Origin of the sequence: Kosakonia radicincitans DSM 16656 (assembly GCF_000280495.2) — a bacterium.
GTDB classification, from domain to species: domain Bacteria; phylum Pseudomonadota; class Gammaproteobacteria; order Enterobacterales; family Enterobacteriaceae; genus Kosakonia; species Kosakonia radicincitans.
In genome coordinates, this window is sequence record NZ_CP018016.1 from 3,855,632 (window position 1) to 3,873,342 (window position 17,711).

A 17,711-nucleotide genomic window follows, 5' to 3' on the forward strand; every position below is an offset into this window, starting at 1 on the left:
TGTGGTGAACGGATTTAAATTACTGCTGTTTTAACTGATTACGACGATACTCGCCCTGGCGCTCCAACATCCAGCCAGGATACTCGCGGGGCAGCGCGCTTACGGCGTCAAGCTGTTGCAGCTCATCTTCACTTAAACGAATCGCGGTGGCCGCAAGGTTGTCATCCAGTTGTTCCTGCCGTTTAGCGCCAATGATCACGCTACTGACTACCGGCTGATGCAGCAGCCAGGCCAGCGCGATTTGCGCTACCGAAACGCCTTTACTGTCGGCAATGGTGCGCATCACATCCACGCAGTCAAAGGCGCGATCTTTGTTCACCGGCGGGAAATCAAACTCCAGCCGACGACCGCCCGCTTCCCCATTGCCATCGCGATCGTATTTACCGCTCAGCAAACCGCCGGCCAGCGGGCTCCAGACCATCAACCCGACGCCTTCGCTCTGCATCATCGGCACCAGCTCGCGTTCCAGATCGCGACCGGCAATGGTGTAGTAGGCCTGCAACGAGGCAAAACGCGCCAGCCCAAGCCGTTCGGAAATCCCCAGCGCCTTGGTAATCTGCCACGCCGCCCAGTTAGAGACGCCGATATAGCGTACATGCCCGTGCTGCACCAGATTATCCAGCGCGTAGAGTGTCTCTTCGATCGGCGTAGCCGGATCAAAACCGTGCAGTTGGTAGAGATCGATATGATCGAGCTGCAAGCGACGCAGGCTCTCTTTCACGCTGTTGATAATGTGATAGCGCGAACTACCGCGCGAGTTCACCCCGGCGGTGCCGGTTTCACCAAACACTTTGGTGGCGACAACCACGTTTTCACGCGGGACTTTCAGATTCTTCAGCGCCTGGCCGGTGATCTCTTCCGAGCGCCCTTCAGAATAAACATTGGCGGTGTCGATAAAGTTAATGCCCGCATCAAGTGCGCGGCCAATCAACTGCTCCGCCTGCGCCTGCTGTAGCTGGCCGATTTTGCCCCACATTCCGCCTTCGCCGCCGAAGGTCATGGTGCCGAGGCATAACTCAGAAACAAACAGTCCGGTATTACCCAATTTTTGATAGCGCATGATGGCGTCTCCTCATCGGTTTAGTTGACGCAACAGTTATACGGAATCTTTTGGCAGGAGGAATGTGAGGATCCTGCCTGTTTCTTGCCCAATTCTCTGATTATCCGCGAGGCGCATCACCAAAGACTTTGTAATCAGGCAGTTGCACATTTTGATACGGTTCCCAGCCGCCGCCGAGCGCCTTGTACAACGCCACGAGATCAAGGCTACTCTGCACGCGCGCCTGCTCACGCTGCTGGCTGGCCTGCGCCAGCTGACGCTGCGCATCCAGCACGTCGATAAAGCTGGCGATCCCTTTACGGTAGCTGTCGCTGGCAAGGTCAAAAGCACTTTGCAGGGCGCTGATTGTTTTATCCAGCGCCGCTTCCCGCTGCTGATCGGCGCGATAGCTGACCAGCGCATTTTCCACATCGCCTAATGCGCTCAGTACCGTCTGGCGATAATTGATCACCCCCGCGCCCTGCTGCGCACGTGCCAGCTTAACGCTCGACACCAGCCGACCGCCCTGGAAGATCGGAATCGAAATCTGCGGGCCAAAGCTGTAGAAGTGGCTGCTCCAGTCGGTCAGCCAGTTGGTTTCACTGTTGCGCAGGCCAAACTGACCGCTCAGAGACAAGCTCGGGAATAGCTCAGCAACCGAAACACCAATCTGTGCCGTAGCGGCATGCAGGCTGGCCTCGGCTTCGCGCACATCCGGGCGACGACGCGCCAGCGTCGAAGGAATACCGGTCGGCACAACTTCCGGCAATGCTGGAAGCGGCTGCGCGTTACGCAGTTCGTCATCCAGCGCGCCCGGCGGTTTCCCCAGCAGGATCGCCAGCGCGTTCATCGCCTGGCGCTCCTGCGCCTGGTACTGTGGCAGTTGCGCCTCAAGATTACCGACCTGCGCACGGGCATTTTCCACATCCATCTGCGGCGATAACCCGCCTTTCTGACGATTCTCTGTCAGGATAAAGGTCTGCTGCGCGCTGTCGATTTGCGTATTCAGCGTGGCGATGATGCCCTGCGCGCCGCGCAGCTGCAGCCAGGCGCGCGCCACTTCCGCTTCCAGCGACACCAGCGCGTCATTACGTTGTTCTATTGTCTGCTGTTGCTGCGCGGAGGCGGCTTCTACCTGACGGCGCACTTTACCCCACAGGTCCAGCTCCCACTGCGCATCAAAGCTACCCTGGTAGAGATTCACCGGCTGGGTTAACGCGCCCAGCGCACCGCTGATGGCCGGATCGGCATTATCCAGTTGCCCGTAAACATCATGAGATTTCAGCTCACCTTCAAGGCCAAGCTGCTGACGCGTGGCTTTCAGCGAACCGTTGACCGACGGCAGAAGCGCGCCGCCAGCCTGATTGATTTGCTCGCGCGCCCCGGCAATTCGCAGCACGGTTTGTTGCAGCGACAGGTTACCGGCAATCGCCCGTTCAATCAGGCTGTTGAGTTGCGGTGACTGAAACGTGGTCCACCAGCGCGGGTTAAGCGCCTGCATGGAAACCTGTGACTTCACCGCACGGTCTCCCGGATCGTTCCAGCGCGCAGGCGTTTGCGGTTGTGGCGGCCGGTAATCAGGCCCCACGGCACAGCCTGCCAGCCACAGCGATAACAGGGTTACGGGAAAACGACGCCACCTCATATTAATGTGCTCCTGCGCTGCCTTCGCTTTTGATCGGCGAAAGCAATAGACAAAATGGAATCAATAACAGCGCGACCACGCTCAAAATTGTAAAAACATCGATGTACGCCAGAAAACGCGACTGGGCGACCATCGCTTTGTACATCTGTCCGTTGGCGCTGGAAAGCGGATCGCCCAACAGACTGGTGAAATTGCGAATCGCCTCGGCAGTCTGGCGCAACGCCAGCTGAAATTGCTCATTAAACGGGGAGGTATGTTCCGACAAATGCGACATATGCGCCTGCGAGCGCTCTGTGATGGCAGCCGTGGAGAGCGAAATGCCGATCGAGCCTGCCACGTTACGGAACATGGTAAACAACGCGGCGGCATCCGCATTGAGTTCGCGCGGCGTGGAGATAAAAGCAATGGTGGTGAGCGGCACAAACAGGAAGCCAAGCCCGATGGATTGCGCGCTGCGAAAAAGCACTAACGTTTCGAAATCGATATCCGGCGTCAGCGTACGCGACCACCAGAATGAGGCTGCGAGGCAGCAAAAGCCGAAGGCGATAATCCAGCGCGTCTGCACTATCGGCATCAGCTTCAGTACCAGCGGAATGGTCATCACAATCAGCACCGCGCCGGGCGACAGCACCAGCCCGGACCAGGTAGCGGTATAGCCGAGATCCTGCTGCGCCAGTTGCGGGATCACCACCGAGCTGCCATACAGAATCATCGCCATGCCCGCCATCAGCAGGCTGGAGACGGTAAAGTTTTTGTCCGCCATGCAGCGCAAATCCACTACCGGCTTTTTGGCGTAGAGCAGCCAGTAGATTGCGCCGACAATCCCCACCGCCGTCAGCACCGCGAAAATGCGGGTGAAATCTGACGCGAACCAGTCTTCATCTTCACCGCGATCGAGCATCACTTGCAGGCAGCCCAAACCCAGCGCAATCAGCCCAATCCCTGGCCAGTCGATAGTCAGTTTTTGCTTCGATTTCCGCTCCCATGGTGGATCTTCCAGCAACTGGTAGATCGCCAGCACGGTGATAATACCCACCGGAATATTGATGAAGAACACCCAGCGCCAGGAGTAGTTATCGGTGATCCAGCCGCCCAGCGTCGGCCCCATTACCGGCGCGACAATGATGGCAATCGACGACAGGCCAAACGCTTTACCGCGATCCTCCGGCTTAAAGTAATCCAGCAACACCGACTGCTGCGTCGGCTGCAGGCCGCCGCCAAAAAAGCCCTGCAAAATACGAAACAGGATGATCTGCCACAGCTCAGTCGCAATGCCGCAGAGAAATGAGCAGACGGTGAACATCACAATGCAGATAAGGAAAAACTGTTTGCGGCCAAACGTCCGGCTGAGAAAGGCCGAAATCGGCAGCACAATACCGTTCGCCACCAGGTAGCTGGTCAGAACCCATGTCGATTCGTCGTAGCTGGCCGACAGCGAACCGGCAACGTGCGGCAGCGCCACGTTAACAATCGTGGTGTCGAGGATCTCCATAAACACCGCGAGCGTAACCACCCATGCCACGGCCCACGGGTTGCTGGCGGGTCGCCAGTTTTCGTGGCTGTGATCGGTCATTCCAGCGTTACCTTCGGTTCGACGGAGAGACCCAGCGGCAATGGCTTATTCGCATCCAGCCCTTTATCAATGACGATTTTCACCGGCACGCGCTGCACGATTTTGACAAAGTTACCGGTGGCATTTTCTGACGGGAAAGCAGCAAATTTCGAACCGCTGCCCTGCTGGATACTGTCGATGTGCCCTTCCAGCTGCAGATCCGGCCAGGCATCGACTTTGATGCTCACTTTATTGCCCGGACGCATCCGCTCAAGCTGCGACTCTTTGAAATTGGCCACCACCCAGATTTCCGGCGACACCAGCGAGAACAGTGCCGTGCCGGCCTGCACCAGCGTACCGTTCTGGACGTTACGTTTGGTGACAAAGCCATCGAACGGCGCGCGGACTTCCGTCCATGAGAGATTCAGTTCCGCCGTTTCCAGTTGCGCTTTCGCCTGCGCGACCTGCTGCTGGCGCGCCTCAACGTTGGTCTCCTGCTGACGGATTTGCAGTTGCACCTGCTCCGCTACTTCCAACTGGGCGCGGGCACTGGCAAGCTGCGCCTGCGCGCTACGCAACTGGGCGTTGGCGCTGTCGATATTTTGCTGCGTGGTTGCACGGGGATCGACGCCGCGCTGACGACGGTAAGCGGCTTCGGCATTCGCCAGATCCGCCTGTGCTTTCAGTACCTGCGCCTTCGCTTCATCGCGCTGTGCGGGGTACTGCACTTTTGAGAGTTCGAGTTGCGCCTGCGCCTGGTGCAGTTGCGCCGTTGCCAGCCCTAACTGCGCCTGTGCCTGATCGCGCTGCGCGGTGGCATCGCGGGGATCGATAACCACCAGTAAATCGCCCTTCTTCACCCGCTGGTTATCTTTGACCCGCAACTCGGTAACGTAACCGGCAACTTTCGGCGCAACAGTGACCGCATCGCCATCGGTGAAGGCATCATCGGTACTCTCTTCGTTACGGGTTAAAAACCACCATACCAGCGCGACGATCACCATCACGCCAACCATAATGGCGAGGATAATCAGCGGTTTCTTTCCGGGGCGTTTACGGGTGTCGTCATTATTATTTTCCTGAACATCGTCAGGAGAGGTTGTGTTTTCTGCCATAGTATCGCAACGGTCCTGTCAGGTAACGGCGCCAGGGATGCACCGTTACCTAAAGTTAGGCGGTTGCTATACATTTTCCAGGATAAACTGACAAATCAGCACTATCTGAATAAGAGTAATCCGTATCCGACGGCCGCAGCCCACAGCAACATCGGCAAGGAATAGAGGTGAAAGCGCCACCAGATACGGCGATCGTTCGCCATCCGCAGCGCAATAAGGTTCGCCAGCGAACCGGGCAATAAACCAAAACCGCCAACGTTCACCGCCCAGGCCAGCAAGGTATCCGGTGGAACATAGTTGAGCAGCAAAATGGTGGCGGGCACGTTACTGATAAATTGCGACAAACCAATGGCCGCAAGCCACAGGCCCGAAGGTGAAAGCTGACTGGTGCTGGTCAGCACGCTGTGAAGCGCCGGAAGCTGTATTAGCAGATGCACATCGATAAACATGGCAATAAAGACCAGCAGCAATGTCCAGTCAACGCTCAGCACCACGCGACGCGCCAGCAGCAGAAAACCGACCGCGATCAGCCCCAGCCCCCACAGCTCCTGCTTTAGCTCCAGCGCGGTAATAAAGACGAGGTAAAACGCGAGACAACTCCATACCAGGCGCGGTTGCCAGTCGGCAGTCTGCGCGCCGCTGTGGTAGTTAAGCTTTTTATTGGGAAAACAAAACCAGCACAGCGCCAACAATGTTGCCATCATCACCAACGCCAGCGGCGTCATCTGCCAGATAAACGCAGGGAATGAGAGGCCGGAGCGCCCCCATAATAAGATGTTTTGCGGGTTGCCAATCGGCGTCAACAACGAACCGGCATTGACCGCCAGTGCTTCGAAGATGATTAGCCGGTTGACCGGGATTTCACACAGCTTCTTTAGCGTAATGGTCAGCGGCACCACAATAAACAGCGCCACATCGTTGGTTAAGAAGGTGGAGAGCAGCGCCGCCGCCAGCACCATAAACATCGCCAGGCGGCGTTCATTGTGAAAACGACGCACCATGCGCCGCCCGAGCACATCGAAATAGCCGCTCAGCTCAACGCCCTTGGTCAGCAGCATCAGGCCGCTCAGGGTGATAATGGTGTGCCAATCAATTGCCCCTGGCCAACGCGCAGGCGCAAACGGAACGAAGAAGCAGAGCACAATGCCAATGATCAACAGCAGATGGAGAAAATGGTCGCGCGCCAGTGCGCGAAACAGCGGTATGTTCATTCGGAAGGCAACCCGTGTTGCAGGGTAAAACGGCGGAAACAGTCGAGGGTTTCCTGGCTGACGTGGTGCTCCATCCCTTCCGCATCGCGGCGGGCAATCTCCGGGCTGACGCCAAGTACCAGCAGAAAACTTTCTACGATTTGATGGCGCTCGCGGCTCTCCTGCGCCAGCTTCTCCCCTTCCGGCGTCAGAAAAACACCGCGCCACGGGATCTGCTCAATCAACCCGACGGTCGCCAGCTTTTTCAGCATTTTTGCCACGGTAGGCTGCGAAACGCCAAGGCGCGCCGCCATATCAACCTGGCGGGCTTCGCCCACTTCGCGAATTAAATCGGAAATCAGTTCAACGTAGTCGTCAATCAGCTCACGACGATGCGCTTCGCGCACCTGGCGAAAGCCTTCGACGTGCTCTTCAACATTTACCAGCGTCACTTTTTTTATTGTTGGATTCGCTGCGCGACGGTTCATTGTGCTTCCTCTGACGGTGTGACGCGGTACTGCATCATATAAGAGAAGCGCCATTGTAAACCATCCGTGAACCAGCACAAAAAATTAACGCATTAGCCATAGCTATAAAATATAGCCTGTGCTATATCTGTATGTAATGCGTTCACCCTTCACGGAACGAAAGGTCACGAAAGCGTAAGGAGGTTCCGATGAATGAGTTCAAGAGGTGCATGCTTGTGTTTAGTCACTCTCCCTTTAAAGTCCGTTTAATGCTGCTGAATATGCTGTGCGATATCATCAACGGCAAACCGCAGCAAACCCCGGACAAGCCTTCCAACTAATGCGGCGTCGCGGTACGCCGCTTCATTTTTCTGTCACAATCTCACGTCATACTGAACGTTTCGTCTAAAAATTCGCGTATTTTTGCTGGATTTGCAATCACCCTCTCAAAACAACCGTTTAGCCGGTGTTGACCTTCGTTGCGCCTCGCTCTATCTTTGCGCTGCCCTGCACAAATTGCGGCTCGCAGAAGCGGACCACATCCCCTCTCCACGCACTGTCCGGCAGGTTTTGACCCTTACGCCAGGGTGAGCACATGGCGGTTTCGCGATAGTCATCAATGAGCCTAATTCTGAAAGAATCCGCTGCGTTTCGCAGCCAGACCGTCAATCCGTGGACGGGTTTCTATTTTCTCCAGTCGATGTTGATTAATTTCGCTCTTGGTTACGAATTTAGCGTGTTGTATGCCGTTGTCCTGACCTGCGCCCTGATTGTGCTCTGGCGTCAAGCGCCACGCGCGCAGAAGGTGTTTGTCGGCATAATCTCTCTGGTGGCAGCGTGTTATTTCCCGTTTGGCCAGGCCTACGGCGCGCCGAACTTCAATACGCTGCTCGCTCTGCTGTCGACCAATATGGAAGAGTCCACGGAAATTCTGACTATTTTCCCGTGGTATCACTATGCAATTGGCCTGTTTATCTTCGCTCTGGGCGTCATTTCGATGCTTCGCCGCATCCCGGCCGTGCCGACGCCGTGGCTAAAGTGGGATACCGTAGGCGCCGTGTTTTGCGTGGCATCTTATTTTATCGGCCCGGTACAGAACCACTTCCTGGGATATGACTTCAGGATTATCGATACTGGCGTGCCGGTGCTGCGTTTCGTGCGCGATGTAGCGTTTAACTACTATTTAGTGCGCGTCGAGCAGGAGAATATGGCGCAGTTCGCCAGCATGAAAGACACCTGGACCGTAACGGCGGTAAAACCGAAATATCACATCTATGTGGTGGTGATTGGCGAAAGCGCACGCCGCGATGCGCTAGGCGCGTTTGGCGGCCACTGGAATAACACGCCTTTCGCCAGCCAGGCAAACGGCACTTTCTTTATGGATTACGTATCTGCCAGCGGCTCAACGCAGAAGTCGCTCGGTCTGACGCTGAACCGGGTGGTCGATGATAAACCGCAATACCAGGATAACTTTGTTACGCTGGCGAATCGTGCGGGTTTCCAGACCTGGTGGTTCTCTAATCAGGGGCAGATTGGCGAATACGATACGGCGATTGCCAGCATTGCAAAGCGCGCCGATGAAGTGCAGTTCCTGAAAAATGGCGATTTTGAAGCGAATAAAAACACCCGTGACGAAGAGCTGCTGAAGTTGACCGCTCAGGTCTTTTCAACTCAGCGTACACAGCCTCAGTTGATCGTTCTGCATCTGATGGGTTCGCACCCGCAAGCCTGCGATCGCACCGGCGGTAAATACAATGAGTTTGTACAATCGAAAGAAACGTCCTGCTACCTCTACTCCATCACGCAGACGGACGATCTGCTTGGCAAGCTCTATTCCCAACTGGTGAATACCGGCGACAGCTTTTCGATGGTCTATTTTTCCGATCACGGGCTGGCAATTAAAGAGCGCGGTAAAGAGGCGCAGTATCTGGCGCATGCCGACAAATTCCAGCAGGATTTCCAGGTGCCGTTTATGGTGATCTCCAGCGACGATACAAAGCACCGGATCGTCAAGGCTCGCCGTTCAGCCAATGATTTCCTTGGTTTCTTCTCGCAGTGGACCGGGATCGCCGCCGAGCAGATAAAAAATTCTTACCGCTTTATCTCCGAGCAGAAGGCCGGGCCAGTCTACATTACTAACTTTAAGTTACAGAAAGTTGACTACAACCAGCTGGGCACAGATCTTTTTGATACCCACAGTAAACACTGATTGGTGAGCGTTTCCGGCAAAAAAAATCCGCCCATTGGGCGGATTTTTTATATCGCCGAAGCGATTAGAAACGGTAACCAACACCGGCAATCCAGGTGCCAACGTCAACGCTACGAATACGGCTCTGCTCGTAAGAGAAGTCCAGAGCAACGTTTTCCATCGGGTTGAACTGCAGACCGGCACCGTAAGAGAAGCCGTAGTCGCTGGTGTCAGAAACTTTAGCGGTATCAACAGTCTGCTGGAATTTACCGTAACCAACACCTACTACACCGTAGATGCTCGCCCAGTCGTTCAGACGGTAAGCCGGACCCGCGGTGATACCGTAGTACTGCGCTTTGTTATAGACGCCGCTTTCGGTACGATCTTTTTCAGTGTAAGTAAAGGAACCGATAACACCCAGCGGGTTGTCATTCTGCTCGTAGCGGTATTTCAGGTTGAAACCGTTAGTTTTGTTAGCAATACCCTGCGCATCGCTCTGAGCGTAGCCGCCGGTAACGGTTGAAGTTGCTGCTACTGCGGAACCTGCAGATACCGCCAGAAGAGCGGCCAGTGCTGAAAGACATGCAATTTTTTTCATAATCCACCTCAAATGTGCTTCAAGTAAATCCTACGTCCTACGTTTTTAAATATATCAAAAATGGTCAGGAAACTCTTTGCAGGAATTGGGGTCTAAAGTGCCATTTGATGTAACAGAAAGTTTCCGCTGTTGAACAACCCTTTCAAAAAACACGTATTTTCCCGCATAACGCGCCATTATGATGCTCAATAAGTGGCACATTCATCCAGACAATTCTTAAATCAACAGGTTAATTAACCATCAGATGATCCTTATTCTACGGATATTCGGGCAGTTTTTTTCAACGAACGCTCAACCAGCCGGAGGTATTTTCAAGTAGACTGACGGCTTTACTTCACTTGACATAAATTGACGGGAGAAAGGATGCCAGGGTTGTCTCGTAAGCTACCGGTGTGGCTGCCGGTTTTGGTGTTACTTATCGCCATGATCTCTATTCAGGGCGGTGCATCGCTGGCGAAATCTTTGTTTCCACTGGTCGGCGCACCTGGCGTTACTGCACTGCGTCTGGCGCTCGGCACGATTATCCTGGCCATCGTTTTCAAACCCTGGCGGTTACGTTTCACCCGTGAGCAACGTTTGCCGCTACTGTTCTACGGGCTGTCGCTCGGCGGGATGAACTATATGTTCTACCTCTCCATTCAGACCGTACCACTTGGTATCGCCGTGGCGCTGGAATTCACCGGGCCACTGGCCGTTGCGTTGTTCTCCTCCCGCCGCCCGGTCGATTTTATCTGGGTGATCCTGGCCGTACTTGGGCTATGGTATTTGCTGCCGCTGGGAGAAAACGTCTCGCATGTGAATCTGAGCGGCGCAGCCTTTGCCCTCGGCGCCGGTGCCTGCTGGGCGATTTACATCCTCTGCGGCCAGCGCGCGGGTGAGGAACACGGCCCGGCAACGGTCGCGCTTGGATCGTTAATTGCGGCGATCGTGTTTGTCCCTCTCGGTACGCTCCAGTCTGGTGAACTGCTGTGGCACTGGTCGATTTTGCCGCTTGGTATCGCCGTTGCCGTGTTGTCCACCGCACTGCCCTACTCACTGGAGATGATTGCATTAACCAGGCTTCCCACCCGCACTTTCGGTACGCTGATGAGTATGGAGCCCGCGATGGCAGCGATCTCAGGCATGGTTTTCCTTGGCGAAACGCTCGCTTTGCAGCAGGTGCTGGCGCTGATGGCCATCGTCATCGCCTCGATGGGCTCCACGCTGACGCTGCGGCGGGAAAGTAAAATCCGCAAAGTGGATATTGGTTAAATAATTATTGTTCAGCATGAGATTTGTCTTATGCTGAATATCCTCCAACTGCAGAGACATTATTTCTTACGTTTATGTACATTTCTCTTGAAATAGGATTACCGTCCCCCTTCCATTCACGAAATTATTTAATTTTTCTTATAATTCATCTTGTTAGTTGTCACCACATAAAAAATGAGCATATATTCTGGTTTTGCTATTGAACCGATAGGCACAGCCAAAACAGATAAATGAAATCTGGTGCTATACTTAGTTTCGGTAATTACCTGGGACACAAACATCAAGAGGATATGAGATTATGAGTACCGCTAAACTGGTTAAAACGAAAGCGTCTAATCTGCTTTATACCCGCAACGATGTATCGGATAGCGATAAAAAAGCGACCATTGAGTTGTTGAATCGCCAGGTGATCCAGTTCATTGACCTGTCGCTGATTACCAAACAGGCCCACTGGAATATGCGCGGTGCTAACTTCATTGCCGTACATGAAATGCTGGATCAGTTCCGTACTGCGTTGACCGACCATCTTGATACGATGGCGGAACGTGCTGTACAGCTGGGCGGAGTGGCACTGGGCACCACGCAGGTGATCAACAGCAAAACCCCGCTGAAAAGCTACCCGCTGGACATCCACAGCGTTCAGGATCACCTGAAAGAACTGGCCGATCGTTATGCCATCGTGGCAAATGACGTGCGTAAAGCGATTAGTGAAGCGAAAGACGAAGATACTGCAGATATCTTCACTGCGGCATCCCGCGATCTGGATAAATTCCTGTGGTTCATCGAATCCAATATCGAATAATCCATAAGCTTTATCAATGACCCCTTCGCTTCCCGCGAAGGGGCTTGCACTTTTAAGGTGCAATGTTTTTCCTTTTTCCCTGCCTAAAGTTTCCTCTACGTTATTATCTCATCACAAAATTGTTAATAACCGATTGTTTTACACCCACGTTCTGCGCTAAAAAAGAGCAAAATCCGCCGGGTTATTTTTATGCACCAAAAGTGCGCACCAAAATAGTGCTAAACAGTCTCGCTGCTATGCTTATTGTGCAACCGGTTAAAGCTTCGCCTTTACAAAACAATAGGTTGTAAACCTGGCATGATTTTTTCATACTGCGTTCATTCTCGCAGGGGATCGCTCCCCGGATACAAAAGGAAAAACTATGAAGTCTGTACTGAAATTTTCCCTGGCTGCACTCGCTCTCGCCTTTGCTGTTTCCTCTCAGGCTGCTGATAAAAAACTGGTGGTTGCCACCGACACAGCATTCGTTCCTTTCGAGTTTAAACAAGGCGACAAATACGTTGGTTTCGACGTGGATCTGTGGGCAGCTATCGCGAAAGAGCTGAAACTGAATTATGAACTGAAGCCGATGGATTTCAGCGGCATCATCCCAGCGCTGCAAACCAAAAACGTCGACCTGGCGCTGGCAGGCATTACGATTACCGAAGAGCGTAAGAAAGCGATCGAGTTCTCTGACGGCTATTACAAAAGCGGTCTGCTGGTGATGGTGAAAGCCAACAACAACGACGTGAAAAGCGTCAAAGATCTGGATGGCAAAGTGGTAGCGGTGAAGAGCGGCACCGGTTCTGTTGATTACGCGAAAGCAAACATCAAAACCAAAGACCTGCGTCAGTTCCCGAACATCGACAATGCATACATGGAACTGGGCACTGGCCGCGCAGATGCCGTTCTGCATGACACGCCGAACATCCTGTACTTCATTAAAACTGCCGGTAACGGTCAGTTCAAAGCGGTTGGTGAGTCCCTGGAAGCGCAGCAGTACGGTATCGCCTTCCCGAAAGGCAGCGACGACCTGCGTGAAAAAGTAAACGGCGCGCTGAAAACCTTGCGCGAAAACGGCACCTACAACGAAATCTACAAAAAATGGTTCGGTTCTGAGCCTAAATAATTATTAAAAAATAAAGCGTTACTCCTCAGGGGCGATCTTCGCCCCTGATACATTTGTTACAACCACGGTATACAGGAACACATCATGCAGTTTGACTGGAGCGCCATTTGGCCTGCCATTCCGCTTCTGATCGAAGGCGCGAAGATGACGCTGTTGATCTCGGTCCTCGGCCTCATTGGCGGGTTGATCATTGGTCTGGCAGCGGGTTTCGCACGTACTTTCGGCGGCTGGATTTCCAACCATATCGCACTGGTATTTATCGAAGTTATTCGCGGTACGCCTATCGTCGTACAGGTCATGTTTATCTACTTTGCCCTGCCGATGGCGTTTAACGATCTGCGCATCGATCCTTTCTCGGCCGCCGTTGTCACCATTATGATTAACTCTGGCGCCTATATTGCGGAAATCACCCGTGGTGCAGTGCTTTCTATTCATAAAGGCTTCCGGGAAGCGGGCCTCGCGTTAGGTCTGTCGCGTGGTGAAACCATTCGCCATGTGATCCTACCGTTAGCGCTGCGCCGTATGCTGCCGCCGCTGGGCAACCAGTGGATCATCAGCATCAAAGATACTTCGCTGTTTATTGTTATCGGCGTCGCCGAACTGACCCGCCAGGGCCAGGAAATCATTGCCGGCAACTTCCGCGCGCTGGAGATCTGGAGCGCCGTTGCGGTCGTCTATCTGATCATTACCCTGGTGCTGAGCTTCATTCTGCGTCGTCTTGAAAGAAGGATGAAAATCCTGTGATTGAATTTAAAAACGTCTCCAAGCACTTTGGTCAAACCCAGGTGCTGCACAACATTGATCTGAATATCACTGAAGGTGAAGTGGTGGTCATTATCGGGCCGTCCGGCTCTGGTAAATCAACACTGCTGCGTTGCATTAACAAGCTAGAAGAGATCACCAGCGGTGATCTGATTGTTGATGGCCTGAAAGTCAACGATCCGAAAGTGGATGAGCGCCTGATCCGCCAGGAAGCTGGCATGGTTTTTCAGCAGTTCTATCTATTTCCGCATCTGACGGCGCTGGAAAACGTGATGTTTGGCCCGCTGCGCGTGCGCGGAACCAATAAAGCCGATGCTGAAAAATTGGCAAGAGATCTGCTGGCGAAGGTCGGGCTGGCTGAACGTGCGCACCACTATCCGTCCGAGCTTTCCGGCGGCCAGCAGCAGCGCGTCGCGATTGCCCGAGCGCTGGCGGTAAAACCGAAGATGATGCTGTTCGATGAGCCCACTTCCGCGCTCGATCCGGAACTGCGCCACGAAGTACTAAAAGTGATGCAGGATCTGGCTGAAGAAGGCATGACCATGGTGATCGTTACCCATGAAATCGGCTTCGCCGAGAAAGTGGCGTCGCGCCTGATTTTCATCGACAAAGGGCGCATTGCCGAAGACGGCAATCCGCAACAGTTGATCGAAAATCCACCCAGCCCGCGCTTACAGGAATTTTTACAACACGTTTCCTGATGCGCTTGTGCCCCTCCGCCTGGAGGGGCGTTTCCCCCGGATTGTTCTCATTTCCTGCCCTGCTCCGCCCGGCATCTATACTTATCATTTTGCTGGACTTTCTCACCGGAGGAGCATATGCCGTGGATATTGCTATTCATCACTCTGCTGTGCGCGCCGCTTCAGGCCGCGACGATACCCGGCATCACAGCACCCGCAGCCAGTAGCGCGTCATCTACCCAAAACAGTGAACCCAGCGTCGAACAAAAAAAAGCAGCCTATGCGGCGCTGGCAGACGTGCTGGAAAACGATGATTCACGCAAAGAATTGATTGATCAACTGCGGAAAGTCGCCACCACACCGCCGCAGGAGCCGGTTCCGGAGATCACGCCGCCGGAAGTCAAAGAACAGAAAACGGTGCTGGAAAATGTCACCGAAGTCAGCGGCTACTACGGCGAAGCGCTGGCCTCTCGCTTCGCCCAACTCTACCGCAATATCACCGGCTCGCCGCATAAGGCCTTTAACCCGCAAACCTTCACTAATGCCGCCAGCCACTTTTTATTACTCGCGGTACTGGTTTTTGCTTTCTGGATACTGGTGCGTCAGTGTGTTATGCCGCTCTACCGCCGGATGGGCAACTGGGGAAGGCGCAAAAACCGCGAACGGCGGAACTGGTTGCAGTTGCCCGCCATGATAATTGGCGCCTTTATTATCGACCTGCTGTTACTGGTGCTGACGCTGTTTATCGGCCAGTTGCTCAGCGCCAGGCTGAATGCGGGCAACAGCACCATCGCTTTCCAGCAAAGCCTGTTCCTTAATGCGTTTGCGCTGATTGAGTTTTTCAAAGCCATTCTGCGGCTGATTTTCTGCCCGCGCATTCCGGAACTGCGTCCGTTTCGTATTGCTGACGGCACCGCTCGCTACTGGCATCTGCGCCTGAGCGCATTGAGCAGCCTGATTGGTTATGGCCTGCTGGTGGCGGTGCCGATTATTTCCAATCAGGTGAATGTGCAGGTCGGCGCACTCGCCAACGTGGTGATTATGCTGTGTATTACCGTCTGGGCGCTCTATCTTATCTTCCACAATAAGCGCGAGATCCAGCACAACCTGATTGAGCTTGCCGACCACTCACTGGCATTCTTTAGCTTATTTATCCGCGCTTTTGCGCTGATCTGGCACTGGCTCGCCAGCGCCTACTTTGTCGTGCTGTTCTTTTTCTCGCTGTTTGACCCGGGCAATAGCCTGAAATTTATGATGAGCGCGTCGGTTAACAGCCTTGCCATTCTGAGTATTGCGGCCTTCCTCTCCGGCGTGCTGTCACGCTGGCTGAATAAAACCATCACCCTCTCGCCGCAGGTGCAACGCAACTACCCGGAGCTGCAAAAGCGGCTGAACGGTTGGCTGTCGGCGGCACTGAAAACGGCGCGCATTCTGGTCGTGTGCGCCACCATCATGCTGCTGCTGAATGCCTGGCGACTGTTTGATTTCTGGCACTGGCTCAATTATGGCGCGGGGGAGAAAACCGTCGATATTCTGATCCGCATTGCGCTGATCCTCTTCTTCTCGGCGGTGGGCTGGACGTTGCTGGCGAGCCTGATTGAGAACCGCCTGGCATCGGATATTCACGGCCGTCCACTGCCAAGCGCACGCACGCGCACGTTACTGACACTGTTCCGCAATGCGCTGGCGGTGGTGATCAGCACCATCACGGTGATGATTGTGCTCTCAGAAATTGGTGTCAATATCGCACCGCTGCTCGCCGGTGCCGGTGCGTTAGGGCTGGCGATCTCATTCGGTTCGCAAACGCTGGTCAAAGACATTATTACCGGGATTTTTATTCAGTTCGAAAATGGGATGAACACCGGCGATCTGGTGACTATCGGGCAGCTAACCGGCACCGTCGAGCGAATGTCGATTCGTTCCGTCGGCGTGCGCCAGGATACGGGGGCGTACCATATTATTCCCTGGTCATCGATAACCACCTTCGCCAACTTTGTCCGCGGTATTGGTTCGGTAGTGGCAAATTATGATGTCGATCGCCATGAAGAGACCGATAAAGCCAATCAGGCGCTGAAGGATGCGGTGGCCGAACTGATGGAACAGGAAGATATTCGCGGGCTGGTGATCGGCGAGCCGTCATTCGCCGGGCTGGTCGGGCTAACCAATACCGCCTTTACGCTACGTGTTACCTTTACCACGCTGCCGCTGAAGCAGTGGACAGTCAGGTTCGCCCTCGACACCATGGTGAAAAAACATTTCGATCGCGCGGGCATTCGCCCACCGGTGCAGACGTATCAAGTGCTGCCTGCACCGCAAAACTCACCGCAACCGGCCTCACCGGCGAGCCCGCCGCCAGCAGAGCCTACCCTTTAAAGCGGCTCTGCGCCCAGCGTTTACGCTGGGTCTCATCGAGGAAAGTCCAGGCGATAAAGCGGCTCTGCTTTTGACCCTGGGCCATCTCTTTTTTCATTACCTTCACCGCACCTACCTGCGTCAGTGCGCGATACAGCTCGGGCAGGTTATCGCCACGCGAGACCAGCGAGGTGAACCACAGCACCTGGCGGGCGAACTGCTGGCTCTCCGCAATCATCTTGCAAATAAAAGCGACTTCGCCACCTTCGCACCATAACTCCTGCTGCTGACCGCCAAAGTTGGCGGCATCGCTGGCAGCTTGCCCCAGATTACGGCGTTTACGCTCACTGCCCGCCTGCGCGCTCTGCGCCGAGTCATGAAACGGCGGATTACAGAGCGTGGCATCGTACTGCTCATTTTTATGGATAACGCCAGCAAGAATTGCTGACGGATCTTTTTGCCGACGCAGACGAACCGCGCGGCTCAGCCCCGGATTAGCGCTAATAATCGCCTGCGCGCTGGTCAGCGCCGCATCGTTAATTTCGCTGCCGGTAAAACGCCAGCCATATTCATGGTGACCAATCAGCGGATAGATGCAATTCGCCCCAGTGCCAACATCCAGCACGCTGGCCTGCGCAGGGATCTGCCCTTCGTTGCTCTCTGCCAGCACATCAGCCAGATGGTGGAGATAATCGGCGCGTCCTGGCACCGGCGGGGTGAGAAAACCCTTGGGGATATCCCACTCACGCACACCATAGAAGTGCGCCAGTAGCGCTTTGTTTAAAGCCTTCACCGCCTGCGGTTCAGCGAAATCAATGGTCGACTCGCCTTTTGGGTTAGCGGTGATAAAGTCGCGCAATGACGGATTCGCGACGCACAATGCGTCAAGGTCGTAGCGGCTGTGGTGGCGGTTACGCGGGTGCAAACCCGGCTTCTGGGCATTCATGGCATTCTCCTGTTAG

The 17,711-nt window shown here is 54.3% G+C and carries 16 protein-coding genes; 8 read left to right on the forward strand and 8 right to left on the reverse strand.

The features are described 5' to 3' along the window. Positions 1 to 19: 19 nt before the first annotated feature. From Y71_RS18570 to mntR, 6 genes are all read right to left on the reverse strand, one after another. The gene (locus tag Y71_RS18570) at positions 20 to 1,060 is read right to left on the reverse strand and encodes an aldo/keto reductase (RefSeq protein ID WP_007374010.1); all 1,041 of its coding nucleotides are present in this window, start codon (positions 1,058 to 1,060) and stop codon (positions 20 to 22) included. Positions 1,061 to 1,160: 100 nt separating this feature from the next. After that, positions 1,161 to 2,684, reverse strand: a complete 1,524-nt coding sequence (locus tag Y71_RS18575) for an efflux transporter outer membrane subunit (protein ID WP_007374009.1) — start codon at positions 2,682 to 2,684, stop codon at positions 1,161 to 1,163. 1 nt (position 2,685) lies between these two features. Next, entirely contained in the window at positions 2,686 to 4,257 is a 1,572-nt protein-coding gene (locus tag Y71_RS18580) for a DHA2 family efflux MFS transporter permease subunit (protein WP_007374008.1), read from the reverse strand. Beyond that, positions 4,254 to 5,351 carry an HlyD family secretion protein gene (locus Y71_RS18585; RefSeq protein WP_007374007.1) on the reverse strand — a complete coding sequence of 366 codons (1,098 nt, stop codon included), beginning with the start codon at positions 5,349 to 5,351 and terminating at the stop codon, positions 4,254 to 4,256. The genes Y71_RS18580 and Y71_RS18585 overlap by 4 nt, the downstream gene beginning before the upstream one ends. A 101-nt stretch (positions 5,352 to 5,452) precedes the next feature. Beyond that, positions 5,453 to 6,562, reverse strand: a complete 1,110-nt coding sequence (locus tag Y71_RS18590) for an anion transporter (protein ID WP_007374006.1) — start codon at positions 6,560 to 6,562, stop codon at positions 5,453 to 5,455. Beyond that, positions 6,559 to 7,029, reverse strand: a complete 471-nt coding sequence (gene mntR / locus Y71_RS18595; RefSeq protein WP_007374005.1) for a manganese-binding transcriptional regulator MntR — start codon at positions 7,027 to 7,029, stop codon at positions 6,559 to 6,561. Before mntR ends, Y71_RS18590 begins: the two co-directional genes overlap by 4 nt. Positions 7,030 to 7,217: 188 nt before the next feature. Here mntR and mntS point away from each other — a divergent pair, with 188 nt between their 5' ends. Then, positions 7,218 to 7,349: a manganase accumulation protein MntS gene (mntS, locus tag Y71_RS18600; RefSeq protein ID WP_007374004.1), complete on the forward strand. Its 132-nt coding sequence runs from the start codon at positions 7,218 to 7,220 to the stop codon at positions 7,347 to 7,349. Positions 7,350 to 7,627: 278 nt separating this feature from the next. Continuing rightward, positions 7,628 to 9,217, forward strand: coding sequence for a phosphoethanolamine transferase (locus Y71_RS18605; protein WP_007374003.1), 1,590 nt, complete (start codon positions 7,628 to 7,630; stop codon positions 9,215 to 9,217). Between the two features lie 64 nt (positions 9,218 to 9,281). Here the strand turns inward: Y71_RS18605 and ompX are convergent, their stop codons facing one another. Continuing rightward, positions 9,282 to 9,794, reverse strand: a complete 513-nt coding sequence (gene ompX, locus Y71_RS18610) for an outer membrane protein OmpX (RefSeq protein ID WP_007374002.1) — start codon at positions 9,792 to 9,794, stop codon at positions 9,282 to 9,284. Between the two features lie 363 nt (positions 9,795 to 10,157). Between ompX and rhtA the strand changes: the two genes are divergently transcribed. The 6 genes from rhtA to ybiO all read left to right on the forward strand — a co-directional run bounded on the left by rhtA (position 10,158) and on the right by ybiO (position 16,770). Then, on the forward strand, positions 10,158 to 11,045 hold the full coding sequence (rhtA, locus tag Y71_RS18615) for a threonine/homoserine exporter RhtA (RefSeq protein ID WP_007374001.1): 888 nt from the start codon (positions 10,158 to 10,160) through the stop codon (positions 11,043 to 11,045). 298 nt (positions 11,046 to 11,343) lie between these two features. After that, positions 11,344 to 11,847: a DNA starvation/stationary phase protection protein Dps gene (gene dps, locus Y71_RS18620; protein WP_007374000.1), complete on the forward strand. Its 504-nt coding sequence runs from the start codon at positions 11,344 to 11,346 to the stop codon at positions 11,845 to 11,847. 361 nt (positions 11,848 to 12,208) lie between these two features. Further along, positions 12,209 to 12,955, forward strand: a complete 747-nt coding sequence (gene glnH, locus Y71_RS18630; RefSeq protein WP_007373998.1) for a glutamine ABC transporter substrate-binding protein GlnH — start codon at positions 12,209 to 12,211, stop codon at positions 12,953 to 12,955. Between the two features lie 84 nt (positions 12,956 to 13,039). After that, positions 13,040 to 13,699, forward strand: coding sequence for a glutamine ABC transporter permease GlnP (gene glnP, locus Y71_RS18635; RefSeq protein WP_007373997.1), 660 nt, complete (start codon positions 13,040 to 13,042; stop codon positions 13,697 to 13,699). Beyond that, a complete protein-coding gene (glnQ, locus tag Y71_RS18640; protein WP_007373996.1) occupies positions 13,696 to 14,418 on the forward strand; it encodes a glutamine ABC transporter ATP-binding protein GlnQ in 723 nt (240 codons plus the stop codon). The genes glnP and glnQ overlap by 4 nt, the downstream gene beginning before the upstream one ends. A gap of 117 nt (positions 14,419 to 14,535) precedes the next feature. Next, positions 14,536 to 16,770, forward strand: coding sequence for a mechanosensitive channel protein (gene ybiO / locus Y71_RS18645; RefSeq protein ID WP_007373995.1), 2,235 nt, complete (start codon positions 14,536 to 14,538; stop codon positions 16,768 to 16,770). Here ybiO and rlmF read toward each other — a convergent pair. Then, positions 16,760 to 17,695, reverse strand: coding sequence for a 23S rRNA (adenine(1618)-N(6))-methyltransferase RlmF (gene rlmF / locus Y71_RS18650; RefSeq protein WP_007373994.1), 936 nt, complete (start codon positions 17,693 to 17,695; stop codon positions 16,760 to 16,762). The genes ybiO and rlmF overlap by 11 nt on opposite strands. Positions 17,696 to 17,711: the final 16 nt, after the last annotated feature.